The 25,656-nt window shown below is 43.0% G+C and carries 27 protein-coding genes and 1 pseudogene; 17 read left to right on the top strand and 11 right to left on the bottom strand.

What is annotated here, in order from left to right:
• Positions 1-51 precede the first annotated feature (51 nt).
• Positions 52-1,608, bottom strand: a complete 1,557-nt coding sequence (locus QMG91_RS20940) for an ABC transporter substrate-binding protein (protein ID WP_281831924.1) — start codon at positions 1,606-1,608, stop codon at positions 52-54.
• 157 nt (positions 1,609-1,765) lie between these two features.
• On the opposite strand from QMG91_RS20940, the gene QMG91_RS20935 reads away from it, so the two are divergent.
• The 6 genes from QMG91_RS20935 to QMG91_RS20910 all read left to right on the top strand — a co-directional run bounded on the left by QMG91_RS20935 (position 1,766) and on the right by QMG91_RS20910 (position 8,149).
• Complete coding sequence (locus QMG91_RS20935) at positions 1,766-2,425, top strand: DUF1028 domain-containing protein (protein WP_281831923.1); 660 nt, start codon at positions 1,766-1,768, stop codon at positions 2,423-2,425.
• Positions 2,422-3,654, top strand: a complete 1,233-nt coding sequence (locus tag QMG91_RS20930) for a M20 family metallo-hydrolase (RefSeq protein ID WP_281831922.1) — start codon at positions 2,422-2,424, stop codon at positions 3,652-3,654. Before QMG91_RS20935 ends, QMG91_RS20930 begins: the two co-directional genes overlap by 4 nt.
• A gap of 761 nt (positions 3,655-4,415) precedes the next feature.
• Positions 4,416-4,868, top strand: a complete 453-nt coding sequence (locus QMG91_RS20925; protein WP_281831920.1) for a hypothetical protein — start codon at positions 4,416-4,418, stop codon at positions 4,866-4,868.
• A 149-nt stretch (positions 4,869-5,017) separates the two neighbouring features.
• On the top strand, positions 5,018-5,416 hold the full coding sequence (locus QMG91_RS20920; RefSeq protein WP_281831919.1) for a hypothetical protein: 399 nt from the start codon (positions 5,018-5,020) through the stop codon (positions 5,414-5,416).
• 133 nt (positions 5,417-5,549) lie between these two features.
• Entirely contained in the window at positions 5,550-5,942 is a 393-nt protein-coding gene (locus tag QMG91_RS20915; protein ID WP_281831918.1) for a hypothetical protein, read from the top strand.
• 179 nt (positions 5,943-6,121) lie between these two features.
• A complete protein-coding gene (locus QMG91_RS20910) occupies positions 6,122-8,149 on the top strand; it encodes a hypothetical protein (protein ID WP_281870338.1) in 2,028 nt (675 codons plus the stop codon).
• Positions 8,150-8,409: 260 nt separating this feature from the next.
• On the opposite strand, the pseudogene QMG91_RS20905 reads toward QMG91_RS20910, so the two are convergent.
• Positions 8,410-8,560, bottom strand: a pseudogene (locus tag QMG91_RS20905) (IS110 family transposase); the annotation flags it as partial.
• A gap of 75 nt (positions 8,561-8,635) precedes the next feature.
• Between QMG91_RS20905 and QMG91_RS20900 the strand changes: the two are divergent.
• The 6 genes from QMG91_RS20900 (at position 8,636) to QMG91_RS20865 (ending at position 13,839) form a co-directional block, all read left to right on the top strand.
• Entirely contained in the window at positions 8,636-9,103 is a 468-nt protein-coding gene (locus QMG91_RS20900) for a GNAT family N-acetyltransferase (RefSeq protein ID WP_281831914.1), read from the top strand.
• A gap of 505 nt (positions 9,104-9,608) precedes the next feature.
• Positions 9,609-9,932, top strand: coding sequence for a hypothetical protein (locus QMG91_RS20895; protein WP_281831912.1), 324 nt, complete (start codon positions 9,609-9,611; stop codon positions 9,930-9,932).
• Between the two features lie 154 nt (positions 9,933-10,086).
• Positions 10,087-10,410, top strand: coding sequence for a hypothetical protein (locus QMG91_RS20890; RefSeq protein WP_281831910.1), 324 nt, complete (start codon positions 10,087-10,089; stop codon positions 10,408-10,410).
• Positions 10,411-10,664: 254 nt separating this feature from the next.
• Complete coding sequence (locus tag QMG91_RS20880; RefSeq protein ID WP_281870336.1) at positions 10,665-10,871, top strand: hypothetical protein; 207 nt, start codon at positions 10,665-10,667, stop codon at positions 10,869-10,871.
• Between the two features lie 368 nt (positions 10,872-11,239).
• Positions 11,240-11,575 (top strand): hypothetical protein, encoded by a 336-nt coding sequence (locus QMG91_RS20870; protein WP_022591001.1) that lies wholly within the window; start codon positions 11,240-11,242, stop codon positions 11,573-11,575.
• A gap of 689 nt (positions 11,576-12,264) precedes the next feature.
• Positions 12,265-13,839 carry a hypothetical protein gene (locus QMG91_RS20865; protein ID WP_281831906.1) on the top strand — a complete coding sequence of 525 codons (1,575 nt, stop codon included), beginning with the start codon at positions 12,265-12,267 and terminating at the stop codon, positions 13,837-13,839.
• A 31-nt stretch (positions 13,840-13,870) separates the two neighbouring features.
• Here QMG91_RS20865 and QMG91_RS20860 read toward each other — a convergent pair whose 3' ends face one another.
• The 4 genes from QMG91_RS20860 to QMG91_RS20845 form a co-directional block, all read right to left on the bottom strand.
• Entirely contained in the window at positions 13,871-14,578 is a 708-nt protein-coding gene (locus QMG91_RS20860) for an SDR family oxidoreductase (protein WP_281831904.1), read from the bottom strand.
• A 1-nt stretch (position 14,579) separates the two neighbouring features.
• A complete protein-coding gene (locus QMG91_RS20855; protein WP_281831903.1) occupies positions 14,580-16,130 on the bottom strand; it encodes a cryptochrome/photolyase family protein in 1,551 nt (516 codons plus the stop codon).
• Positions 16,131-16,256: 126 nt separating this feature from the next.
• Positions 16,257-16,940, bottom strand: coding sequence for a hypothetical protein (locus tag QMG91_RS20850; protein ID WP_281831901.1), 684 nt, complete (start codon positions 16,938-16,940; stop codon positions 16,257-16,259).
• 95 nt (positions 16,941-17,035) lie between these two features.
• On the bottom strand, positions 17,036-17,488 hold the full coding sequence (locus QMG91_RS20845) for a c-type cytochrome (protein ID WP_281831899.1): 453 nt from the start codon (positions 17,486-17,488) through the stop codon (positions 17,036-17,038).
• A gap of 113 nt (positions 17,489-17,601) precedes the next feature.
• Here QMG91_RS20845 and QMG91_RS20840 point away from each other — a divergent pair, with 113 nt between their 5' ends.
• The 3 genes from QMG91_RS20840 to QMG91_RS20830 all read left to right on the top strand — a co-directional run bounded on the left by QMG91_RS20840 (position 17,602) and on the right by QMG91_RS20830 (position 19,176).
• Positions 17,602-18,225 carry a cytochrome b/b6 domain-containing protein gene (locus QMG91_RS20840; RefSeq protein ID WP_281831897.1) on the top strand — a complete coding sequence of 208 codons (624 nt, stop codon included), beginning with the start codon at positions 17,602-17,604 and terminating at the stop codon, positions 18,223-18,225.
• Positions 18,226-18,234: 9 nt separating this feature from the next.
• Positions 18,235-18,672: a MarR family winged helix-turn-helix transcriptional regulator gene (locus QMG91_RS20835; protein WP_281831895.1), complete on the top strand. Its 438-nt coding sequence runs from the start codon at positions 18,235-18,237 to the stop codon at positions 18,670-18,672.
• Positions 18,673-18,750: 78 nt separating this feature from the next.
• Positions 18,751-19,176, top strand: coding sequence for a VF530 family protein (locus QMG91_RS20830; RefSeq protein ID WP_022560976.1), 426 nt, complete (start codon positions 18,751-18,753; stop codon positions 19,174-19,176).
• Between the two features lie 52 nt (positions 19,177-19,228).
• Here QMG91_RS20830 and QMG91_RS20825 read toward each other — a convergent pair whose 3' ends face one another.
• The 5 genes from QMG91_RS20825 to QMG91_RS20805 form a co-directional block, all read right to left on the bottom strand.
• Positions 19,229-19,672: an acyl-CoA thioesterase gene (locus QMG91_RS20825; RefSeq protein ID WP_022590993.1), complete on the bottom strand. Its 444-nt coding sequence runs from the start codon at positions 19,670-19,672 to the stop codon at positions 19,229-19,231.
• 141 nt (positions 19,673-19,813) lie between these two features.
• Positions 19,814-20,161: a RidA family protein gene (locus tag QMG91_RS20820; protein WP_038142979.1), complete on the bottom strand. Its 348-nt coding sequence runs from the start codon at positions 20,159-20,161 to the stop codon at positions 19,814-19,816.
• A gap of 114 nt (positions 20,162-20,275) precedes the next feature.
• A complete protein-coding gene (locus QMG91_RS20815) occupies positions 20,276-21,817 on the bottom strand; it encodes a glutamate synthase-related protein (RefSeq protein ID WP_281831890.1) in 1,542 nt (513 codons plus the stop codon).
• Between the two features lie 269 nt (positions 21,818-22,086).
• Positions 22,087-22,992 carry a zinc-dependent metalloprotease family protein gene (locus QMG91_RS20810; RefSeq protein ID WP_281831888.1) on the bottom strand — a complete coding sequence of 302 codons (906 nt, stop codon included), beginning with the start codon at positions 22,990-22,992 and terminating at the stop codon, positions 22,087-22,089.
• Between the two features lie 309 nt (positions 22,993-23,301).
• Positions 23,302-23,946 carry a hypothetical protein gene (locus QMG91_RS20805; RefSeq protein ID WP_004406969.1) on the bottom strand — a complete coding sequence of 215 codons (645 nt, stop codon included), beginning with the start codon at positions 23,944-23,946 and terminating at the stop codon, positions 23,302-23,304.
• A gap of 341 nt (positions 23,947-24,287) precedes the next feature.
• Between QMG91_RS20805 and QMG91_RS20800 the strand changes: the two genes are divergently transcribed.
• Entirely contained in the window at positions 24,288-25,097 is an 810-nt protein-coding gene (locus tag QMG91_RS20800) for a hypothetical protein (RefSeq protein ID WP_281831886.1), read from the top strand.
• A 79-nt stretch (positions 25,098-25,176) separates the two neighbouring features.
• A complete protein-coding gene (locus QMG91_RS20795) occupies positions 25,177-25,650 on the top strand; it encodes a peroxiredoxin (protein WP_022560969.1) in 474 nt (157 codons plus the stop codon).
• Positions 25,651-25,656: the final 6 nt, after the last annotated feature.

Genomic DNA, 25,656 nt, shown 5'->3' with positions numbered 1-25,656 from the left:
CATTGGCTCCGGCTACAATAAGCTTAGTCAGTGAATAACGCAGTAAGTGAATTACTTGCTGACGTTATTCAAAAGTAGGAAGAAAGACGGTTGCAAAGCAAAATCGTTCACCGACGAACTGGTGACGGCATTTTGCTTCCAGTTGGCAACGAAAACCCATGGAGCGTCTTCTTGCACAATTTTTTGCATTTCTTTGTACAGTTTGGCGCGCTCAGCCTGATCCGTGGACTCTCGTGCCGCATTCAGCAATTTATCCACTTCTGGGTTTGAATAGTATCCGGAGTTGAACCCGCCTTTATCTGGCCACGCCTGAGTGCGAAGTGCTAAGTAAGGCAAAGTATCCGGATCGTTGGTCATCCAGGCCATTTCCGCCATGTCTGCTTTGCCTTCAAGACCTGGGTTCACTTTGCCTAAGAACGTATTCCACTCGTAGGTTTCAATACTGACATCCAGACCAACGGCTTTTAAGTCTGCCTGAATTGCGGTTCCCATTGGAATAGGATCCAGCATACCCGAGCCCCCTTCGGTCACATAAAACGTCAGTTTCGCCCCTTCTACACCCGCTTCTTTCAGAAGAGCTTTCGCTTTTTCAGGGTTGTATGGATAAGGCTCTAGCGATTCATTGTATGCCCAGGCAAATGCAGGAGGTGTCGGACCCGCTGCCACTTCTGCCGTTCCTTCCAGAACATTGTCTACCAACGCCTTCTTATTGATGGCGTAGTTTGCCGCCTGACGAACGCGTTTATCTGCAAATGGCCCTTCTTTTGCATTCAGAATAAGGAACCAGACGTGCGGTCCGGCTTGTTGCTTCACAGCAAAACGGTCGGAATTGAATTCAGCCAATGCGTTAGGCGGCACTTCAACCATGATGTCTAAGCTACCCGCCAGCATTTCCGCAACACGGGTGTTGGCATCGGTAATTGGGCGGAAAACAACCGCTTCAAGCTTGGCTTTGTCTCCCCAGTAGTCATCATTTCTGACCACCACGACTTTGGCATTGGATTCCCACTCAGCAAACTTAAATGCGCCAGTGCCCGAAGGGTGACGTCCAAAGTCTTTCTGGTGTTTTTTTACTGCATCAGGAGAAACAATCAACCCTGTAGGATACGCAAGGTTCGACAAGAAAGGGGCGTAAGGCGCGTTAAGGGTAAACTCAACGGTTTTGCTGTCCACTGCCTTAACGTTTTCGATGGCAGAAAAGAAGAAAGAAAGCGGAAATGGTCCTGTATTGTGGTACGGATGTTTCTCATCCAGCATACGATCAAAGTTAAATTTCACCGCTTCAGCATTAAAAGTACTGCCATCGTGAAACTTCACCCCATCGCGTAACGTAAAGGTGTACGTTTTGCCATCCTCACTGATTGTCCAGCTCGTTGCCAGTGCAGGTTCTACTTCTAACGTTCCGCTTTTGTAGCGTACTAAACCGTCGTAGACGTTCATCAGAATCCGGAAATCATTCACGGCTGTCACTGCATGTGGATCCAAACTTTTTGGTTCCGCTATCTGCCCAACAATCAGCACGTTAGGCGGAGTTTGAGCTTGCGCTGTAGGGAGTACTATTCCCATTACCAATACGCAAATTGTAAATAGTCGGTGGAACACGTTCATTGTGTCATCTCCTTCCTTTGTGTGTTTTTTACTCTTCCTGGCTATTGTTTAAACAGATTTATCATGATAAATATAATGTCGCAAGCATTTATTATGATAAATACATTACGAAGATATCTATTGCTTAGATTAATAAGCATAGGAAAGAGGATGGCAGATGACCTTTTCATTGCTGATGAAAGATCCCAATAGCAATATGCTCGGTGGTGTGGCAGCGACCGGCAACTTATGCGTTGGGGGCTGGGTTTTAAGGGCGGATCCTTTGAGTGGTATTTCAGCCTCTCAGGGTTCGGACCCAAGCACATTGTGGGGTGAAAATGTGCTGACACTGATGAAAAAAGGGTTATCCCCAGAAAACGCGCTCGACAAGGTAGTAATGCCCGATATTGGAAAAGAGCACAGACAACTCGCGGCTTTGAACGTTCATGGGCAGACTGCGGTATTCACTGGATCTCAAAACACCCAATACCGAGGCAATATTCAGTTTGACCACGGGGTAGCAGCAGGAAACCTGTTAACCGGTGAAGAGGTGCTGTCTCGGATGGTCGAGTTCGCCCAGTCTTCAACCCTGCCCTTTATTGAGCGCTTGCTGCACAGCCTTGCCATGGGGGAATGTGCCGGAGGAGACATACGAGGGTTGCAATCCGCAGCTCTACTCGTTGTTTCCCCAGATAAGCCGCCGCTCTCACTTCGTATTGACGACAGCGAAGCTCCTGTTAAAGCGCTGCAAAACCTCTACGCCAAAACCTGTGACCCGCAATATCAGCAGTGGTTAACATCCGTTCCTACCCATCTAAAACCAGAGAACCATTCATGAAAAATTACGGCACCAAAGCACAAGACTGGTTAACCCAACTGGCAGAATATTCAGAGACCCAAGAAGGAGTGACCCGCCGCCCCTTCACCAGCGAACACCAACAAGCCATTGATCAGCTTACGCTTTGGATGGAGCAAGCCGGATTAGAGGTAACACTAGACAACGCGGGCACCTTGATTGGTCGCTATAACAGCCCGGTTTCTTCTAAAACCCTGTTGTTTGGTTCTCATCAGGATTCGATTAGAAAAGGCGGCAGGTACGACGGGATCATGGGCGTTGTGTTACCGATAATTGCAATGGAAGAGATTCTTTCACAAAAGGTCGAACTCCCTTTTTCTGTTGAGATCATGGCCTTTGCCGACGAAGAAGGCGTTCGATTCCCTACAGCACTAATCGGACCAAGAGCACTGGCAGGTACTCTAGATACTTCTGTGCTTGATCTTAAAGATGCGCAAGGCATCAGCATTCGTGAAGCCATGATTCAGTTTGGTTTATCAGGCAAAGGTTTAGACTTGCTTACCCGAGATCCAAAAGACCTATTAGGTTATTTAGAAGTGCATATTGAACAGGGACCGGTCCTCGAATCCAATAACCTGGCACTCGGTGTGGTGAGTGCAATCTGCGGTATTGAGCGGCATGAGATCCAATTCGTCGGTGAATCTGCCCACGCTGGCACCTGCCCAATGGAGCTAAGGAAAGACGCGTTGAGTGCCGCTGCCCATGTTATTGCTGAAGCTGAATCCTATGCGCGGCAAACCGCGGATCTCAAAGCTACCGTTGGTCGGTTACATGTCGAACCTAATGTGGTTAATGCCGTACCCAGCCACGCGGCTTTTAGTGTTGAGATACGCTCCCCCGACGACGCAACGCGAACAGAGGCTGGAGAGCATATTCACCGATACGCTGCCCAGCTCGCAAAAGAACGTTCATTGCAGGTCACTACAGAAAAAACCTACCAACAGGTCGCGCAACCCTGTTCGGGAGAACTTCAATCAAGATTGCAAACCGCGCTGACGAATATTGGCCAGCCTTCGTTCACCCTGCCCTCCGGCGCAACACACGATGCTTCCGCCATGGCCGATTTAGTTCCCATGGGTATGTTGTTTGTTCGCAGTGAGAATGGGCTAAGTCACAACCCTGCCGAATTTACTTCTGATGAAGATATGGGGCTGGCAGTCGAAGCGCTTATTGAACTCTTAACCATGAACTCGGGACAAGAGGAAAAATAACTACGGTTCTTGCGCGTTCAATAAAAAGAGACTTTTTTCATTTGGTGCACCAGCACTGTTTTTACGCACAGGCTGATTAAATAACGCGCAATGTCCACTTTGTTTTAAAACGCCTTACATTCTTGTGACCAGCTTCCTGTTCGAATCCACAATAACTCCATGTATTACATAATGTTATGTGCTAGCCTGAAACAAAAATCTACGAGGCGAAGTAGGCGCTTGTGGATGAATTATGTGGACATTTTGTCTGATAATAATTGTTAGTTGCCAATTAGGAAAAGTAACTAAATCAGCAAGTTTAGGGCTAATGTCAGCGTGTGTTTTGCTAGTTTTTGCACTTCATTTTCTAGCTTATAGGGTTTGTTAAAATTGTGCTTTGTTTGGGGGGCGGTTGGACTTTCTGTTTCAGAAGCTAAGCCGCTCGTTGAAAGTCTGCTCTGTTGGTTAGTCTCCCCAAAAGTGTTCCTTGGTGTTTGAAGTCCGTTTTCTACGGCGCTCTGAATTCCAAGTGGTTTCAGTGGCAGTCGCTTTGAAACTGCGCCTGACTTAGTTGCTTTAAAGTACAAAAAGGCGGTGTTTTCAAAGTCTCGATGAATTTCAAAGTAAAGCCATTGGGTAGGCAACTAACAAACAATTTAAGCAGATTCGCAACGCTTGGCATTTTTGGTTTGAATCAGCTTTAGTGATTAGGGCACAATGTTCTGGTTAAGTGGTAGCGTTGCTCACTACTTAATTGGGCGTTATGCGATTGGGGGAATTACGTGGCAGATATAGCAACAATTAGTGCAGTATTGGGAAGTATAAAAACCGCCCATGATCTTGCAAAAGTGATTAAAACAAGTAGCGATAGTCTAGAAAAAGCTGAAATACGCTTCCAACTTGCCGAGCTAGTTTCAGCGCTTGCAGAGGCAAAAATGGAACTTGCTGATATCCAATCTGTGATTATTGAAAAGGATGAGGAGATAAAAGATTTGCAAGATCAGTTGGTGGAACGTCGCTCAAAAATATACGAGGCTCCATATTATTGGCTTGTAGATGGGGATGAGCGAGACGGTCCGTTTTGCCAGAAATGCAAAGATGTAGACAATATTTTTGTGCGTTTGCAAAGTACAGGAGGCGTGGGTCATTGGCAATGCCGGAGCTGTAATCAATATTATAGGGACAGTGACTATGTTCCACAGCCTAGGCGTCATCGTACGTCAGGTATCTTCTGAGTACCACCGCATAACAATCGCTTCAACCTGACTGCCAACCTATGGCATTTTTACTTCGGTTTGGCTTTTGTGATTACGGTTGTCTGTTCAGGTTTGGGGCAATTGGCAGCAAGTTAAGCGGGCGTTATAAGGCAATGGGGATCGCGAAGGTGTTTACGTTCTACATAAATAATAGCATTACTATTAGCTCTGAATTGTTGGAATCTGATGTTTCAATAATTCCTGATGTGAAAGTACATGATATTAAAAATGGGTATATATGGTATACACTTCCACCTTTTGAAATTAATGGTGAGTCTACAATTTTCAATCTATGTTTCTTTAATAAAAAGTTACAAAGCTTAAATATATCTATCTCAAACAAAGAAAAGTATGGTGGTGGTTGGAGTGAATTTAGTGAAGCTAAAGAAAGCCTAAGAGCTAAAGCCACCGAAAAGTTATTATATGGGCTAGGCTACAGAACCGGAAAATTCCCATGGGGAGAAATTTGGTGTGGCTATGATGCAAAGAGTGGTTTGGGGCATGCAGTAGTTAGGTATGCCTTATAACAAACAGTTCAAGCAGACCAAAAACGCATGGCATTTTTAGTTTGCGGTGAGTTTTGTGTTTAGGGTAGTTTGCAGAAACAGCATTTGTATGTTTTTGGCTACTTAACTGGGCGTTTATACATATGGAGGTAAAATGGAAACTTTCGGAACAATTTATGCTAAAGCAATTGATGATTTGTCTTCGAAAATATTCATCCCCGTGTTCATTAGTGCTCTATTTTCCGAGCTTTCACCGTTATTGCATCCAAAGATGGGCTTCTGGGAAATTTATGTTCCGCTTTTTGTAGTTGGCATAATGTTAGCGTCATTGCTCTTGTTGTTGATTTCCTTTGCTGAGGTCTATGTCAGTGAGTTTCGAACTTACGTGGGGATGTTTTGTATGCCACTTGGGGCTATAGGGTTACTGCCACAATATTTCGACGCCATATCAGTTCCGTATACACAGGTGACTGGATTCTCACTGCTAGTATGGTCATTTGTTTTAGCTAATCCTTTGCGGTTTGTTCAGCAGTTATTAGATTATTAGCGCTATAAAATATATGTATAACAAGGCGCTAAAGACGGACTAACAAACGCTTGGCCTTTTCAGCTTGGTTTGGTTGTGTGTTTAAGGTGTTTTAATTGAGCGAGGTGGCAGGTTTGTTAGCCACTTAGCTAATCGTTAGGTGCCTTCGTGGTAAGAATTAAAAATTAGGGTAATATGTAATGGGTCAATTTTTTGAAGAAATAAAGAGAGAACGAATTAAAACACCAACTCAAAAAAACTTTTGTTTAAATAAATGGAACGAAAGTTGGAGTAAACTGAAAAATACTGCTAGTGAAAGAGATGAGAAAATATACAAGGCTGGGGTCATAATTGACAGCTTATTATCAGAAATAAGAGTTAAACTAGCTAGCGCTTATAAAAAAGAAACCCCTAACATTACTAATGAAAAGCTTCTAATGGCTTACATTTCATTATCCAATAGAGATAGAGCTATATCGTCAAAAAGTACAACAGAAAATGTTAACTTACATAGTATTACTAGTTCTAAAAATAAAGTTGGAAATGAGATAACTCTCCAAGAGATTTCGGACGGTGCTGTTGATGGAGTAGCGAAAGCTATTTATTTTTGTAAAGATCGTATTAATAAATCAAAAACTCTTAAATGTGGTAGTAATCCAATTGATAAACTTAAATTTATCGAAGTTGAATCCAGTTTGTCTCAATTGTACGGTATGTACGAAAGCTATTGGCAAGCTATTTTGTGGTCTGATTATGAATTGATTGAATTAAGTAAAGAAGAAAAAATTTATGTGATTAAGCAACCCAAAAACGAGAGTGAAGTTGGTTCACTTGTCAGTCATATCAGAAAGTCTAGGTTAGGTGCTCAATCTGCGGCAATTTCATCAAACCCAAGGATTCAAGCCTTTTATGAAAAAAATAAATATATATCAATGTCGAAAGTAGGGCGTAAAAACAAACTAAAGATATTAACTATACTTAACTCTGATGATGAAATAGCAGCTTATAACTCTGATTGGCAAACTAAAAAGATCTTCTTAACCAATGAGTTTAATGAAGATGCATTAAAATCTGAATTTGAAAATGGGTTTAGCATATATGATGCATTGGAAGTATTTCGACATTTAATGTTACTTTCAATTATTTATACTAGGAAATACCCTGAGGATGATAGTGTTTATAACTTAAATAAATTATATGAGTTTTGTCCTAGAATTAACAAAATAGATTTGTGTAATGCAATTAAATCTGCAACTGGTTTTAGCTTCGAGAAAACAAGAATAATATTGAGGTTTATTGAATTTAAAGCTGGTAAAAACGAAGATTTATGGTGTCACCCGCTTATATCAATATCTGACAAATACTACAGTATTCTTACTAGTTCACTTATTACACCTGTAATAGTAAGGTTGGTAGAACATTGGTTGGTAAGTTTGGGGGTTGAGCTTCAAGACAAAGGAACAACCTATGAGAAAGTCATTATTGACAATCTAAATGAAGCATTAGGAAAAAATAAATATATTTCTGATTTTGATAATGCTGTTTCCCGTAGAATAAAGGTTAATGGAGAAGAAGAAGAAATAGATTTGTTATTGAGAGTCGGAGATTTGATATTGGTTGGTGAGGCTAAGTCAATTGTAACTACAGACTCTGATATCTCTCAATATCGAACAATAGGAACATTAAAAAAAGCATCAAATCAAGTAATAAGAAAAACAAAATTTCTTGAGAGAAATTTAAAAGATGTTTTCGATAAGTTAAATTGGAATTACCAATGCGATAATGAATATAAATTTGTTAGAGTTATAATAAATAGTGGTCGAATGTATGTCGGGTTTAATGTTGATGGTGTTCCTGTATGCGATGAGAAGGTTTTATTAAGATATTTTACTAGCGATACTATTCCTCTATTAAGTTCATTGGATGATAAAACAAGAAAAGAAAAGCATATTGCATGGGTTAAGCTGTATAAGGATATAAGTGGTTTGGAGGATAATTTGAGTTTATATCTTGAAAATCCACCGCAAATATTTGAAAGTGAAAGCAGCTTTGAATATAAGAGGTTAAGAATACCATATATTAAAAATAACTCATATAAAGTAATGATTGATCGACTTGTTCCTAAGGATTTATCAGCAAATGATAGGCTTAATATAAAAACGCCTTTCCAGATTGAGACTGTAAATAACATCAATGAAGAATTAGAAAAGGTGGATTTTGTCATATAGGTAATATGGCACCTAACACATATGAGCCTTCCGCCTGTCAATAGGCAATAACATTCTATTGGCTGCGACAGCAGCCAATCCACCTCGAACAACAAAGTCATCTACTTCGTTTTGTCATTTCGGTCATTAAGCATGGCTTACGACAAACACATATAGCGGCTCTCTTATTGCGGTCTCAGCGCAGCCAACGGCTCTTAGTTGGGGCACTAGACATTTATCGGTTAACCTCATTTAAACCGTATGTATTTCGTTCACAAATCCGCGCCGCTACACGCTTCTAATCCTATACGCATAGGTGGCATATTTGCTATGGTAGTCAGCAGCTTAGGGCGAGTGACGAGTTTTTTGGAAATTGACTTTCTCGTTGGAGTCAACGACATGGATGCTAAAGTGATTTTTCGCTAAATCGATGCTGCCTCAGTGTGGCAGTCTTCAAAGGGGAATCCATGTCATTCGTTATGTATCTAATTCGAAAGGTCACTATATATGCAAGTATCATTAAAACCAATGAATGAAGAAACATTCAGAGAGTATTTAAACTTAGCAATCCCTTCTTATGCAAAGAATAATATTGAATCAGGACGTTGGGATGATAATGGGTCATTAGAGAAGTCTAAAAAAGAATATGACCACCTTTTACCTGAGGGTTTAGAAAGCAAAAATAATTATTTATTTAACGTCATAGAACATAATAACAATAATAATGTAGGCTATATTTGGGTCAAAGTAGATTCAAAATCTGCCTTTATATATGACATAGGAATATTTGAAGATTACCGTAGAAAAGGCTATGCCAAGTCAGCACTTAATTTGATTGAGGGCGTAGTTTCTAAGCTTGGGGTAACTAGCATAGGGCTTCATGTTTTTCATCAAAACTCTGGCGCACTAGACTTATATAATAGCTTAGGATATCAGGTGGTTAGCCACAACATGTGTAAAGCAATCAGTACATAACACATATGACCCTTCCGCCTGTCAATAGGCAATAACGCTCTGTTGGCTGTGTTAGCAGCCAACCCATCTCGAACGACAAAGTCATCTACTTCGTTTTGTCATTTGGGTCATTGAGCTCGGCTTACGACAAACACATATAGAGACTCTCTTATTCCGGTCTCACCGTTACCGACGTTTCTTAGTTAGGGCACTAGACATTTATCGGTTAGCCTTGGTTGGATCTATGCTTTTCGCTCACAAATGCGCGCCTCCGCACGCTTACGACCCTATACGTATTGGTGGTACTTTTGCTATGTTAGTCAGCAGGTTAGGGCACGTGACGAACTTGTGGAGAAAGATTTTGCCGTTGAAGGCCGTAATGTGGATGCTAAAGCGATTTTTCGCTAAGTTGATACCGCCCAATTAGATATGGTGCTTCTAGTATCAATCGATACCACCTCAATATGGCAGATTCTAGGAATGAGGAATCAATGTCATCTGTTAAATCAAAATAGGCTAATAAATTATGAAAAAAATCATGTCATTAATAGTATTAACTGTTTGCCCTATGTTTTCTCAAGCTGGAATTAGTCAGGTTCATGGGGCAAAAATTCAAAACATTGAATTCTATGGAGATCAGTTCACAGTCTTATTGGACAAACAGCACTCTTCTAAAGGTTGTGGGCATCCAGGTAATGTAGTCTCTTTAGATTCTTCAAAAGAACCAGGAAAAACGCACTATTCCGCACTTATGACGGTATGGGTAGCTGGTAAGTCGGTCAATATGAGAATTACGGATGCCATATGTAATGGAGATCGGCCTACCTTATTAAATTGGTCAGCGTACTGATCTAATACAACGATCTGTATAAAGCAGGTTACCAACGCTCGCGAATTTACTTCAATGCTTGTTCTATTTTTACGGTGGCTTGTTTACGTTATGTGTTAATTTATCATCCACTTACCATAGTGTTATGTTAATAATTTAATAAGGAATTAGACCAATGAAAAATAAAATTATTTTGCTACTATCATTACTTTTATCAACCACTGCTCACTCAGCCTCATGGACTGCCAATATTTCTAAGATTCAGGCAGAAGGAATTAAGGATCCCTATAACGTCATCTATTTAAAAACAGATATTAATAGCTCTGCATGTGATAAAAGCAATAGTCAAAATCGTTTAACTCTAGTTAACGAAATCCAGCACAGTACAGCTCTCGCTGCTTTAATGGCAAATAAAGTAGTTACGGTTCAAGGGTCAGGTGTTTGTAATGCTGCTGGTTTAGAAAATATAAACTATGTAATGATTTATAGCGATAAGTAGCATATTTTCTATGGTAGTCAGAAGCTTAGTGCGAGCAACGGATTTCTGGAGAATGACTTTCCCGTTGAAGTAGACGACACGGATAATGAAGTAATTTTTCGCTAATTCGCTAAATAGATACCGCCAAAATAGGAACTATTAGATATGGTGTCTCCAATGTTAATCGATAACACCTCAAATGTCGCAGACTCTAGGGAGGGGGACCCCATGTCATTCGTTATGGTTCCGAGCATAGCTCGACAAATGAGATTGCGATGCTAAGTGAAATATTACATTTGCTGTTTAAAGTGATGAAGCCAGAATATCTAGCCGAATCTGATATTTTTTATGTCGTGTTTGGCTGTCAGATTTTGGTAATGCTAGCTTGTATTTATACTGCTTTGAAAACGTTGTACCTGAAAAAGCTTGAAGTGAAATTCGGTCAGTCTACGGAAACTACGCAAAACAGGTTGGTTTATTAATTCTATTTTTGCCCATTTTAATGGTGCTCGTTTTGTTACTGTTACATAAACTTTTGAGTTCAAATTTAGCAGAAGATATGTCGTCATTTGATCTGTTAGTGATACATTTATTCGCAGTCTGCATATTGTCTTACTTTGGTCTGAAGTTAGTGGTTGTTTTTTCATATAGCCGATTGAAAAAGCAAAATAAAAAAGTAGACTTCTTGTCAGGTAAATAGTTCTGGTATAACAAACACCTTAGGGCTAATTCGCAACGTGTTGCAGTTTTACTATGCGTTGCGTTTAGTGCTTAAGGTGGTTTGCAGAAACATCAGCATTTCGTTGCTCACCACTTAAGTGGGCATTATATTTTTTCTTTGAGGTTAACTATGAAAAAAGTATTTATTATTGTTTTTGGACTATTGTTTTCGCTAAATAGCTTCGCAGCTGCTGGTTGGTCAGGAAAAGCTACGATTACTGGTATTTATGCTCTTGATGGAGATAAAGTGCTAATAAAACTTTCTAGCTTTAACAATCCCGGGGGTTGTGCGGTGAACTCCTCTGGCGATGTAATGATCAACTCTACGACTCATAAAAATTGGTTTTCTATGGCTTTATCAGCATATGCGGCGTCGAAACCAGTAGACTTCTATGTTGTAGATAGTTGCACAAAAGTTTGGGCTAACACTTCATATGCAAATGTCGGTCATATGAGGCTTAGGTAGATATAATAAAAGCGTCAAACTGACAGACAAGATGTAACATTTTGGACTTGCGACAATTAAAGTGTTTAAAGCATTGTGTCTGCTCAATTAAGGGGTAATCTGTAGGAAGACATGAGATGTTCGAGCGAAATGTAAAGTATTTGCGGATTCTCACAACACTTATTTTCCTTTCTTTCTGCGCTGCGATTGTTGGCAATGAGATATTACCTTTTATACAACTAAGAAGTGATAGCCAATCCACTATTTTGTACATAATCATCCATTCTTTTAGCGCTCTTACTATAGTGCCAAGTATATTGTCGTTGTCTTTTGATGTAGGAAAAGTCTGGGGTGCAGCAGCAGGCTGGCTTTTCCTGTTCAGTTCTAGTTTTGTTTCCCAATGTTCTTATGCTGCCATACACTTAGTTGCGATTTCGATGGTCCTTTACTTTTATTGGCAGATTAAAAAAAAACGACATCTAATTTTGAAAGATCAGCTCGCTTGCAATATGAACTAAATGGGTCGATATCACTGGGTAACTGAGACTTTAAAATAACCTAATAATTACATATAAAGCTCAAAAATAAGAAGTTTCGCAATACCCTCTTTCTTGCTGAATGGACATCATAAAAGCCAAATCAGCGAATTGTATGGGCGTATTGGCATATCTAAAATCTATGCTTCTTCAATCACATAGCAAAGGTATTTTGTGAATATTCGCCAATCCATTTTTTCCACACTCATCATTTCTACATCACTGTTTTCCGCTTCGCTATTTTATGCTTCTGAAGCGCACGCGCAGAGTTCAGGAGACTTTCAGCAATATGATTGGGGGTCGATGCCCCACAAGTACAAGGACTTTCTGACTAAGCCTGCTAACCAGCACATTGTTGATGCGATGGTGACTGCGATTGATTCGGAATATTACCTAGAGAAAGCACCGGAACTAAAACAGATACGTCCTTTGGTCGAAGAATGGATAGTCAAAAGAAATGCGTTCTTAACACGAAAAATTGGCGACTCTTTGGAGCTTTTAGAATCTGGTCAGGGTTCACTCATAGACTATAACCCAGAGCAGAACATTCAGAAGTGCGCCATTATTTCTGGTGAAACCTGCTCGGAGAAATCGAAACACCTTCCCTATCAGGAACAACGCAAAGCCAATCTCGCCTGCAAAATTGACCACATTGAGCAAAACTGCCAGGACTGGAAAGAGCACACCACACCGCTCTATAAAACCACGCAGATCATCGCGAGTCACATTGCCTTAGCACTATGGATGGACGTAAACAACCGTGTTCCATGGTCTCTTACCAATAACACTTCTGAAGAACTTCACTCGATGTGGAAAGAGAAAAACGTTCTGATGGCTTACACGTCTTATGAAATGTTGAATACTGCCACCCGACGTTTCACCACCAAGCACCCTTCCCTCGATTCGGTGACGGTTGCTGACATTGCCTCGTTCTTCTCACCTAAGTTTACCTATATCTACAACTCTTCCCCTTACGAGAACTATCAGTGGTTGATGGAAAGCTTTGGCACGAAAATCTCGGCTTCGAGCACTCAGAAAGATGCCTTGAGAGAACTGTTTAAACTGACTCAGAAGTTCGAGCACGGCTCCAGCTCCGACATTTTTTACAAGAACAGAGCCGGGCAATCGACTCCCATTGATGTGGAAAGCAGTATCGATGTACCAAGGTACATGCCAGTTCCGTTTTCTTTTCTTCGATTGAGAACCCCACACATGGCAATTAAAGGCTGTCATAGTGCAACCCGAATTGTTCACTCATTAGCGAAAACACTGAATATTCCTTCATCCATTGTTTTGGGCAATAACGCGCTACCAGCCGCAGAATCTCCGTTTTCTTTGAATCATTCCATGTTGTATTTCCCAACGGTGGATCGCTGGTTAAGTCATGGTGATGACATTTACGGCGAAAGAGATCTTTTCCGATACATTGAAGATAAGCTGGATATCACTATTCCAAAATCGCAGTTTACCAAGGCAGCTGAGCTTGCAGCTTGTAGAGGGCAAGATAGTGTTGGGATGTGCATTTCTTCACGTTGGAAAATCAACAAAACACTCGAAGGTTATCTGACTGATCCAGCGAACTATAAGACTTGTCTGGAAATGGTGCGCGGCACTCTTCCGGGTAACCACGACGCCCATATTTTCAGTAATAGTGAACGCAGTAATATGCTCTCAAAACTTGGTTTTTCAAGCGATGCGTCATATGAACAGGCGTGTAAGGATAAGTGGAGTCATATCTTTGGTAGCTAGAATAATTTGAATAAAAGGTAAAAACGACCTGCTACCAAGGAATCACTGAGCCGTCATACGCCAGCAAAAGACCGGTTTGTGATGGCTCAGCGCTTTCGACAATGCTAACCAAATCCCTTGCTACACGTTCGGGTGTGAACAGTTTTCCCTCGGGTACGTTTCGTTGAAACGGCTCTGATAATGCGGTATCCGTTGTTCCTGGGTGAAGCGCCAGAACCGTGGCTTTAGGGAGGGTCCGGCTCCACTCAATGCTCAGATTTTTGATGATCATATTAAGTGCCGCTTTGGATGCGCGGTAGCTGTACCAACCTCCTAACCGATTGTCACTGATGCTCCCTACCCGTGCAGACAGCGATGCAAATTTGGGCTGCTTACTCTTTCTCAGCAAAGGATAGGCGTGTTTTGCAAGCAACAGAGTTGGTAGAGTATTGGCGCTCATGGTTTCCAGAAAAAAGGCACTGTCGGTTTGTTGAATGTTCTTCTCTGGATGTTTGCTTTGTGAATGGAGAAAACCTGCGGCATTGATCAGCCAATCCAAATCGTCGATTGAATCAAACACAGACTTTACTGAAGTTTCATCCGAGGCATCCATGTTCACCCAGCGAAGGTTTTTCGCTGCAATGGCTGGCTTCTCACGGCGATAGGTCGCAATTACCCTATCGTTTGGGTATGCATCCAAAAGGTGCCTGACCATTGCCAGCCCAATTCCTCCATTTCCTCCTACGACCATTCGGTTCAATTTAAAGCTCCTCAATTCTTTGTAAGTTTTTTTCTGCTGTATCGAGTATCGCGTCCTGAACTTCCAGATCCATATTGTCCCAACTCCGATAGATCATCCCTATTCTGGGGTTTTTGCTGAGTAGTTCGCGGTGTTGATTCATAAATCGCCAGTAAAAACCATTGAATGGACAGGCACTTTCTCCACTGCGCTGTTTCACGTCGTAATGGCAACCTTTGCAGTAGTCGCTCATTTTGTTGATGTAAGAGCCACTGGCAGCATAGGGTTTTGTCGCAATCACACCACCGTCTGCAAACAGAGCCATACCGCGCGTATTGGGCATTTCTACCCACTCAATTGCATCCACGTAAATACCCAGATACCAGTCGTCGACTTCGTCTGGGTGACAGCCCGTAACTAAGGCAAAATTGCCTGTCACCATTAGCCTTTGAATGTGATGTGCATAAGCATAATCCAGTGACTGGTCGATCGCCTGTTTCATGCAGTGCATTCGAGTTTTACCTGTCCAGAAATAGTCGGGCAATGCACGCGTGGCGTTCAGATGGTTCTTTTCAGCATATTCCGGCATGTTCGCCCAATAGACACCCCGGATGTATTCCCGCCATCCGATAATTTGGCGAACAAAGCCCTCAATCTGGTCTAGTGACACATTGCTGTTAGGTTGCTCATAGCGAGTCAGTGCGGCATCGATGACTTCCAACGGCGACAAAATTTTTGCGTTTATCGCAAAGGAAAGCCGGCTGTGATACAGACTCCATTTCGCTTTGTGTTGGCTGGTCATCGCATCTTGAAAGGTGCCAAAAAGCGGCAGGCAGATCTGGCAAAAATGGGCAAGCAAGTTCAGCGCTTGGGAACGATTTACCGGCCAAAGTAATTGTTCACCAATGTTTCCCATCGTCACTACGCCATGGCGCTCTATTCGCTCAAGTATGGTCGTGATGTCGTTGGCAAACATTAGTGGCTCAGGAAGCTGGTCGATATCTGCTGGCTTTAGCTTCTTTCGGTTATTGGCGTCGTAATTCCATTTTCCACCAACGGGCTTGTCATTGGCGTCCATCAGAATGCCAAACTGCTTTCTCATCCGCCGATAGAAATGCTCCATAAGCACATGCTTTCCTTTAGGGAACTGACCGGGAATTAACTCCGCGCTCAGCATGAAATGTTCAGTATCCACGCATGTTATGGAAACACCTTCAATGTCCAGTTCAGAAAGTTGCTGAGAAAGCCGGTATTCATCTGGAGACTGATATTGCAGCTGACTGGCACCTGTTTGAAGGCATAAATTCATGAGCAAATCGGGCAGGTCGGCAAAAGCCTCTGTGTCATCAAGGGTCAGATACTTGACCTGATGACCCGATTCAGCCAACCAAGTAGAAAAGGATTCCATTGCAGAGAAAAACGCGCACACTTTCTGGATATGGTGTTTGGTGTAATCAGTTTCCTGTTTGAGCTCTGCGATCACGTAGAGGATGGAGTCGTCGATGTTTTGATACCAAGAATGTTGGTAATTCAGTTGGTCACCCAGAATTAAGCGGATGGTTTTTGTTTTCATAGAGGCTCGGCGTCGAAATAAGCGAAAAAGAGTGCACCTTTCTTAATACGCTCGCGACTTCTAACCGATCAACTTTTGTCGTTGGATTCTAGTAAAAAAGGCAGCCTCGCTGCCTTATCTATCCTGTTATTGGCTGCCGACCAGATTGTCGAGGTTCACTTTATTACCCAGAGGTTGAACCTGAATCTCAGCATAGCCCATGCGAATGGCTTCAAATTGCTTAGAAAGCTCTTTTACATGAGCTTCATCTTGAGCGGTGAATGCCACATGATAAACCGGGCGAGTCACACCCTTGCTCACTTCTTGGGTATTCAGATACGCAGAGGTTAGAAATCCGGCTTGATTCAGGCTTACGACGCGTTGCAGGTCGATACCCAGAACACGGTCTATTTCAGCAGGGTCAATCCCCTCTTTCCAGGTCATGGTGATTCCGTAGTTGTATACCAGAGGCGTCTTATCCAGCCATTTGGATCCCAAAGGAAGAACATCAACTATCTTAACCAGATTCTGTTTGTACAGTGGCAACTTCTCTAGGGTATTCCGCACCTGATTTGCACTGTCACCGCTGATAACAAACCTGATAAGTCTGGTCGGATTTCCATCTATCTCACTTTCGTAGATGTACATGTCTTTAATCGAACCCTGTTTAATCAGCTGTCCAAATGCCTCTTTCTGTTCCGGCATGGCTTTCAGGACTTTGTCGTGATCCTGTGTGTTCCATTTCAGCTCTACCCCAAAGTCAACTGCATATACGGTAAAAGCTGACAGCATTGCGCCTACCAAAACGATCGCTTTAATCATAATTTTCATTGCATTACCTCATAGTTGTAATGTTTTCGGTCACCTCGTTGAATACAAAGGTAAACGAGATCACCGATCTCCCACGATAAGTGGGAACATGTTGCCTACCAACGTGATCGATAGCTTCTGTGGCAGGCACGACAGGTCTTCTCTGCCTGATTCAGCCCCTGCTCTGCTAGCGACAAATTTTGTTCTTTACTTGCGGTAAGAAGAGTTGCGTAACCTTCTCCAAAGTCGTGCATCAATGAATGGAATTTTTCGGGTTTAGTCCAGACCGAATCTTTCGCTTTACTTCCGGCTTGGCTCTCTGGCGGAAATGCGTTTTTTAACATCGCGCTGTCTTCAGCGAGTTGCTCGCTCACCTCCAGAACCGCTTGCCAATCTGTTTCTCTTTTTCTGAGAAGTGCCGCCACCTGATCGGTTTGTTTTTCGATCAACTCAAAGGCTTCCTGCCGGATAGTAATCCAGTCTTGATGACCCGCTTGCACCCAAGTTGGCACAGTTAGCATCAACCCTGTCATTACCGTTAATGCCATTTTGTTAGACGCTCTCACCATTTAAACACCCCTCTTATCTTTGGAATGGAAAACAATTTACACAACAACTATTGCATTTGCAACAATTGCACTTTAAATTATTAGCAACACAACAAAGCAAGAGGAAACGAGTTATGAAAATCTGGGACTTACCAACACGCATTTATCACTGGCTTCAGGCTCTGCTATTTGTCGCCTTAATGGGGTCGGGGTTCTCGGGAAATGGGCCTCATGTCCAGCTAGGGTTGGCACTATTCACATTACTGGTATGGCGTGTTTTGTGGGGAATCGCTGGCAGCCAAACCAGTCAATTTCGCCAGTTTATTGCCTCGCCTAAAGCCGTTATGAACTACCTAAAATCGGGCAAATCTGCGTCGTTAGGTCATAACCCAGCCGGAGGGTGGATGGTGGTGGTGATGCTTTCTGCCTTACTTTTCCAGTGTATTTCTGGAATGACAATGGCGGGCATGTTGGACGAAATACCCATCGTCGGAAATTTGCTTACCGAGGAAGTGTTCATGATCGTTGAGCAACTGCACATGATCGGAGCGAACGTACTTCCAGGTTTGATCGCTTTTCATGTTGGTACTGTTCTTATCTACAAACTCAAAGGCACGCCATTGACTTGGGCGATGGTCTCCGGGGTACAAAAACAAATCAGCGCGAACACAAGCCTCTATTTTGCGTCGAATGCTCGTGCGTTAATGGTGCTAGTGCTTGCAATTTCCGTTACCATTGCAACAGTTGCATTTGCATAAGAGATAACAATGAGCGAAACATTTGAACGTGAGAAAAGTTTTGGTTGGAAAGTAAACGTCGTCGCATCGCACATGGCTAAGAAGCTTGAACAAGAGCTGGCAAAACATGATTTCCCTAAAAGCTTTTGGCCAACGATGATGTGTCTGTGGGAGCAGGAAGGCGTGACTCAGCGAGAGCTTTCTGACAAATCTCGCATCGAAAATTCCACCACAACGCGAACCCTAGATAAACTTGAAGATCGAGGGTGGGTGGAAAGACAAGCGGATCCAAACAGCCGCAGATCTTACCGAATTTATCTGACTGAAGAAGGCAGAAAGCTTAAAGACACGCTTCAGCCTTTGGCGCATCAAGTTAATCAGGGTGCCCTTTCTCATCTGGAACAGAATGAGCAGCAGGAACTGATTCGCTTACTCACCAAAGTAATGGTTGGGTTTGCGAATAAGTAAATTCATTTAAATTGGTGACAAGAAAACAAAGCCGTGACACCATGCGCCACCCAAGTCCGTATGAACAGGTAAATCGCTATGATGACTGAAGAAGAAAGAATCGAACTTCAAAAAAATAACCCGCTCCATGGTTTAAAAATGGAAACCATGTTGCAGGAGCTGGTGGACTTCTACGGATGGGATATTTTAGACGCTGCGATGCGCTTTAACTGTTTTCACACCAAGCCTACAATTGCCAGCAGCGTTAAGTACTTAAAAAAGACGGATTGGGCGAGGGAAAAGGTAGAAAACTTTTATCTGTATCGCTTTAAGCGAATGCCTCGCGCTTCAGAAGAAGAGTACCAACTTCCGCCGCGCGCTCGCACATTCAGACATGGGCTAGAGCCAAAAGAACCTATGGAGCTGACGGTCGAGTCCATTCTAAAGTCTCAGGCTAAGGCCGCTTCAGCTCACAAAGCCCGATCTTCTGGGCAAAATAAAAACAGACGCCGCCCACGCGACTAACATAGAAAAAGCGAACTTCAAATGGAGTTCGCTTTTTTACTTGCCACAAGCTTTAGAGTGTATTTCCCACTTCACTTTCCACCGACAATATAGAATCCCTGATATTGTCCGGAATGCGGGTTTTCGTGTTGTTCTTAAAATCAAACATCACGCAAGTCGCTTTACCGATTGTGGCTATCTTTCCCCACTTTTCGCTAAACGCATGATATTCCTTGGTGAAGCGGTCTTCCTGAAGATCAATTACCCTGCTACCAATCCAAAGCGTATCTGGAAACGTCACCGGAAGCTTGTAGCGACATTGTGTTTCGCTCAATACCGGACCAATCTGAGACTGCTGAATATCAACAAGCAGACCAATCTTTTTGAAGTAATCCAGCCTTGCGGTTTCGAAATAGCGAAAATAAACAACGTTATTCACGTGCTGAAGGGCGTCCATTTCTCCCCATGCGACTTGTATTTCGGTGACGGTGGGAAATTCTTTGAGTAGTGTTTCCATTTCTACCTTCCTTGGAATAGAACAGCTATTCAATATACCCTGTTTTCAGATAAAGACTGGGGCTGGTTATTTGAAGGTTGGCACAAAAACGCCCAATAATAAGATTGGGCGCTAATTGGAATTTCGGATGGCTTTATCTGGTTATCTTACTGCTGTCACCGTGACTTCAATGAGTACATCCCCTTCCAGGTCGACACCTAAGCACGCTCTTTGAGGCCAGTGATCTGGATTTTCCCCCATCCAGTCACACCACACCTTATCCATTAGGGGTTTGTCAGCCATATTCGCGATATAAACTTGCGCCGACACAATCTGCGTTTTGTCACTGCCGAGTTCGTTCAGATTGTTCTGAATGGTATCTAACGTAAGCTGAGTCTGACCAACAATATCCAACGACGTATCGGAGGACGTAGCAACCGTCCAGACCAGATCTTTGTAGGCGGAAGACTTGTTTCTTCCCTGATAAATACCACGCTTTCTTTCAATCACCTTGTGTTCCCTTCTGACTTTACTTTCTGAAAAGATTGGGATTATACCTAGCAATAGCATTTTATAAAAATGCCCATCGATTGATTCGATGGGCATTCTGTTCCACTCCCGAGGTTAGATGGATTCAAATCCTGAGTACCTCACCCCAGAAAGCTGCGCCATCTCACGATGCCATGTAGCTAAATCTTCTTTGTTAAATTGACTCAAAGAGTGATGCCCACAAGCTCGCGCCATAACCTGCATCAGTTCTGTTGAGGCTTCAAAGAAGTTCTTCAACTGGTTCGATGCTTTGGCAACATTTAATCGCTGTCGCAGATCCGCTTTTTGTGTCGCTATCCCTGCGGGGCAATTATTGGTGTTACACATACGCGCTGCCACACAGCCAATGGACTGCATGGCGCTGTTGGATACCGCAATACCATCTGCACCAAGCGCCATAGCTTTAATAAAGTCCATAGGGACTCTTAAGCCGCCAGTGATAATTAAGGTGACACGTCCACTTGCTCCCTGCTGGTCTAGGTAGCGACGCGCTCTGGCTAGTGCTGGAATGGTAGGTACACTGATATGATCCCGAAACATTTCTGGTGCAGCGCCTGTGCCACCGCCTCGCCCATCTAAAATGATGTAGTCTGCGCTGGCATCCAGTGCGAACTGGATGTCTTTCTCGATATGGTTGGCGCTCAGCTTAAATCCGATGGGAATCCCCCCACTGACTTCACGCACTCGATCGGCAAACTTTTTGAAATCCTTTGCAGAATTCAAGTCTTTAAAGGTTGGAGGCGAGATAGCAGACTCCCCTTCCGGAATCCCCCTAACCTGCGAGATCTTACCAATGTTTTTGGTGCCGGGAAGGTGCCCTCCAGTGCCCGTTTTTGCACCTTGTCCACCTTTGAAATGAAATGCTTGTACCTTGGTGAGTAAGTCTTCTTTGTATCCGAAACCCGCACTCGCCAGTTCATAAAAATAGCGAGAGTTGGCTGCCTGCTCTTCTGGCAACATGCCTCCCTCACCAGAACAGATACCCGTTCCAGCCAGTTCAGCGCCGCTTGCCAACGACACTTTGGCTTCTTCCGAAAGCGCACCAAAGCTCATGTCCGAGACAAATAGCGGTATCTTTAAGGTCAGAGGCTTTTTAGTTTCAGGACCGATTACCAGTTCGGTATTAACTGCCACATCTTCCAAAAGTGGCTTGGTCGCCATTTGCGCTACCATCACCTGCAAATCATCCCAGTGTGGCAGCTGGTATCTCGGCACTCCCATAGACGTCATGGGACCATGATGACCAAGTTTCGACAGCCCCTCTCTTGCCAACTGGTGAATGAATTCCACTGTGGGTTCTTCTTTGGTTGCAGACGCAGTTGGTTCTGACCCAGCCTGTACCTGAACTCCTGGCCCTTCCTGACCTACCTGCTCAGCGGTAAACTGCTTATGGCTGCCATCGCAAAACGGTGCATTGGCGGTGTGCTTGCATTGGCACAGGTAGGCATCTCCATCATTTTCAGCCGTAAAATGTTTTGGTTTGAAGTCTGTCCCTGCGTGTGAGCCATCGCAAAACGGCTGGTTTTTGGAACGCCCGCAGGCGCAGAAGTAGTAATCGTCTCCTTTTTTGAGATCGACTTTGATCGGCTTATTATCCGCTACGATCGGTTTGCTCATCAGATTTTCCTTGTTGTTTCCAGTGTCATATTGGCTAACCTCCGACAGCACAAACAGGGTCGCCTTATTGTTTTTAAAAGCTCATCAGCATTCGCTGTAAGCTCTAATGAAAATATAGGTAGGCTTAGAGGAAATGAACATTCGAATGTAGGAGGTTGAGTGTTTTATTAGTTGGAAACGGGTAATTTGATAAGCAACCGAATTCGCTGAATTGAAAAAGTGCGGGCACAACCCGCACTTGGATATGAGAAGATTGAATTGGGAAGTCGTTAATTTACCTGAGGCTGAGGAACGGGTCTTGTCATTACTTTGGCAACCAATGGCGCAGTATAGCGAAGGGTTTTCACCGCGTTGGCAACCTCTTTCAGACCACAGGGAACGCCATTGCATTGGATATCTGGGTTAGAAAACGTATAGGTACTTTTACTCACCTTAAACTTGTGGTTGTATGCCATAGTAGTTGCTAGCTGACCTTCAACGCCATAACCATATGCCCCCGAGAACGAATATCCATTGGTATGTGGCAGTTTCCCTGAATATTGTTCGCGCGCGTGATAAAGCCCCATATTGTGTCCGAGCTCGTGTACTAAGGTATCGTCTTTACACTCGTTGGTATAAACGTGGCTATACAGCTTACGTTTCACTAGCGCTGGAGCGTTGTCGTGCTCGTATTTCCTTAACGTATGGGCTCTTCCGCAGCTCGTAGAAATAGACGTGTAGGTTTTGTTTCCTTTGGTGATCTTTTTCTTCCTGTGATCGGGTGAGTTGTTCACGTTTAAATTGCGAAACAAAGTCACCATATCAGCGCCCAGCTCCTTACGTTTTCCTTCGACCTTGTTGAACGCTTTGTTGGTGTAACCTTTGGTATCGGGCGTTATGGCACCTAAAGCATCTGTCTGCGAGATCTGTCTTTCCCCTTCATCGTATTTGGCTTCCATGGTTCCAACCAGATTGACATTCACGTCCACCTTACTCATCTCAAACACCATGTTCGCGACATTCACCCTGTGCTGAATGGCAGTTACAGGCTCATCGTTGTAGTGTTTCTTTAAACCCGGGGTATACACGCCAAGCAGATCTATCTGTGTAGTAACGGGAACAGGGGCTTCATTTGCGTGAATAACAGGCGTAAAGACTCCTGCCGCCAAGGCTGCAGCAATGCCTAATTTATACATACTTTTTCCTTTATTATTTGAGGGTTGTCTATACCCAAGTAACCTCAAGATGCTAAGTTCAGCGAGAATTAACTGGCTTTTCAGACAAGACACCGATTTGAAGATCTAGTGGGTCTAAATCAAGAATCGGTAACGCAGTATGAAAGCCAGTTAAACTCGCCCTTGGGAGCCCATATTCTGTCTCATTTCATCGTCAAAGAACTTGGAAAGGACGGGTCATTCCGCTGCGTTCGTTTCCTTGAACTGAAACAGAATATGAGGCTCTGAATCCTGCATCTTGAGGTCACTTGGATATAAATTAGAAAATAGTTAATGAGGGGCTTCAAAATAGTGTTCGGTAGGAACTTCGTATAACCACGCGGTATTTTTAATACCCGTTATTTTGTATTCAGCATCAGGATGACCGATAAATCCAAATACATTGCTTTCACCGAAAGTAAATACAACGGGAAATTGAGAACCCTGTGTTTCAAATATACCTGACCAGGTTTTAATATGATTAGGTTGTTGTTTGGCATGTGTAACGGAGATTAAAATTCCTTCTCCGTTAGGCAGAGTGAGATTCACCTTATCGCCAGAAGCAAGTTCAGCCAGTTCGTCGATATCTTTAAACTCAATAGCCAACAGCGTTTCAATGGCTTCACTTAATGGCTTAAGACTATCAATGGTTAGCGTATCCGTCACTTCGAACCAAGGGTCTGACACCTGAGTGGGTTTTGAATCATAGGAAGGTTCAGCTGACTCAACGGCACTCACCCCTGAATGTATAACGACAGTTGTACCATCGCTTAAGTTATTGCTCGTTTCTTTTGGAGGGGAAGATGGTGCTGTACCATCACTGCTTTCCACGCTTTGTTTTGCCTTTTGGTGATCTTGAGTTTCGTCTTTCTCGTCAATAACGACCAATGCGGCGACACCCAAAATCAAAACAAAGTACAGTATAATTTTGCTCATAGCATTCACCCTTTCTAAGATGAACGCATTATTAATTTAGCTGTGTCGAATTAGAAAAATAAAAATGTGTTTTATTAATACTCTCTGGTTGAAGGTCACACTTTTTAAAAATAGTGTTTTTTATAGTACAGAGTTAGCATTTTCGCTCTTAAATATAAGACAAGAGTCGGTCTCTTTTTCTCTCCATAATATTAATAGGTTGTGAATAGAATCGTAATTTTATCCTACCTCGTTCCTTATATTTTAATAATGAAATGGCAGTTACACAGCCTTACATAACTTTACTGATAAATTTGTATAATCCTTTTCAATAAATGGATTTTCAAACAGTAAGCCCACAGATGACTTATATTCAGCCTTTACTCTGCCTGATTTGTAGAAATCTTTTAAAACAACTGAGCTACTTGCTCGCTTTTATCGGTGTCATTTTTTCATTCAGTAGCTTTGGTTCTCTTGGTCAACACGTCCGAAATGAGGGAATAACCCTGAACCTGAGTTTTTCTCAGAATGCTTCAGATTACGATAAAAGCCGATATCTGGATGCCGCTTCGGAATGGCTAAAGTATGTCAAAGCCATTGATGGTATTTCCCATCATACAATATCAATACACTTCGAATTAACAGATGCCATCGAGTCAGATGGTGATGCTGTTATTGAAGAGTATGTCGATATTGCGAATGCCGCTTTTCCAAAATCGGCAACCATACGAATCCATACCCGTACGCATCACCCCGAATTTGATCCTACCGACTATCAAACTACCCTGCGTCATGAACTGGCACATGTTTTTGGAATCGGGATTTTAACGGGTGCCTATCTTGAAGATAACGCCTTTATGCAAGGACCAGCCTATTGTCTGGAGCGCAGTCAGGCGGTGAGATGGTACAACCACCTCTACGACAACCAGTACCCTTGCTTGCCTTTTTCCCGCACGGGAGACCATCTGTATGACCATGTTCTGATTGATGACCCTGTTCGCTATGACCAAAACGGAAATAGAATCCCGCCACTGACTCATGAAGTAGGCGCTAATGGCGAAAATATTGGGATAATCACTGTCGCCATTCTGGATGATTTGGGTTATCGGGTGGAGTACCCAGAAGTCTCTTTTTTGAATGAGCATGATAACTCGGTGCCACAATCCAATTAACCTCAAAGTCTGAGTGTTTTTACCTCCCCTGAATCGGCGTACACTCAATTCCCCAATACAATGAAAAAGGAATGAAGTAATGATTGAACAAGGACAAAAGCTTCCAGCAGGTTCACTCAGCGAACTGACAGCAGATGGCATGACTAACCACGATGTAGCCGAGCTATTTGCAGGCAAAAAAGTCGTGTTATTTGCGGTACCTGGTGCTTTCACACCAACATGCTCTGAAGCGCACTTGCCGGGTTACGTTGTGCTCGCTGATCAGCTGAAAGCAAAAGGCGTCGATCTGATTGCGTGTGTTTCAGTAAACGATGCATTTGTAATGAAATCATGGGGCGATGCGCAGAACGCTAGCGAAATCAAAATGCTGGCGGATGGCGATGCGTCATTTACAAAAGCACTTGGTTTGGAAATGGATACGGAATCATTCGGCGGAGTACGCTCTCAGCGTTACGCGATGATCATTGAAGATGGTGTGGTGACAACATTGAATGTAGAGCCTCCAAAAACATTCGAAGGCAGCAAAGCAGAAACCATTCTGGCAAGCCTGTAATCTATA

This window comes from Vibrio nigripulchritudo, from assembly GCF_027924785.1.
GTDB lineage: Bacteria > Pseudomonadota > Gammaproteobacteria > Enterobacterales > Vibrionaceae > Vibrio > Vibrio nigripulchritudo.
Note: the sequence above shows the minus strand (reverse complement) of the source record. Positions and strands in the feature narration are given on the sequence as shown.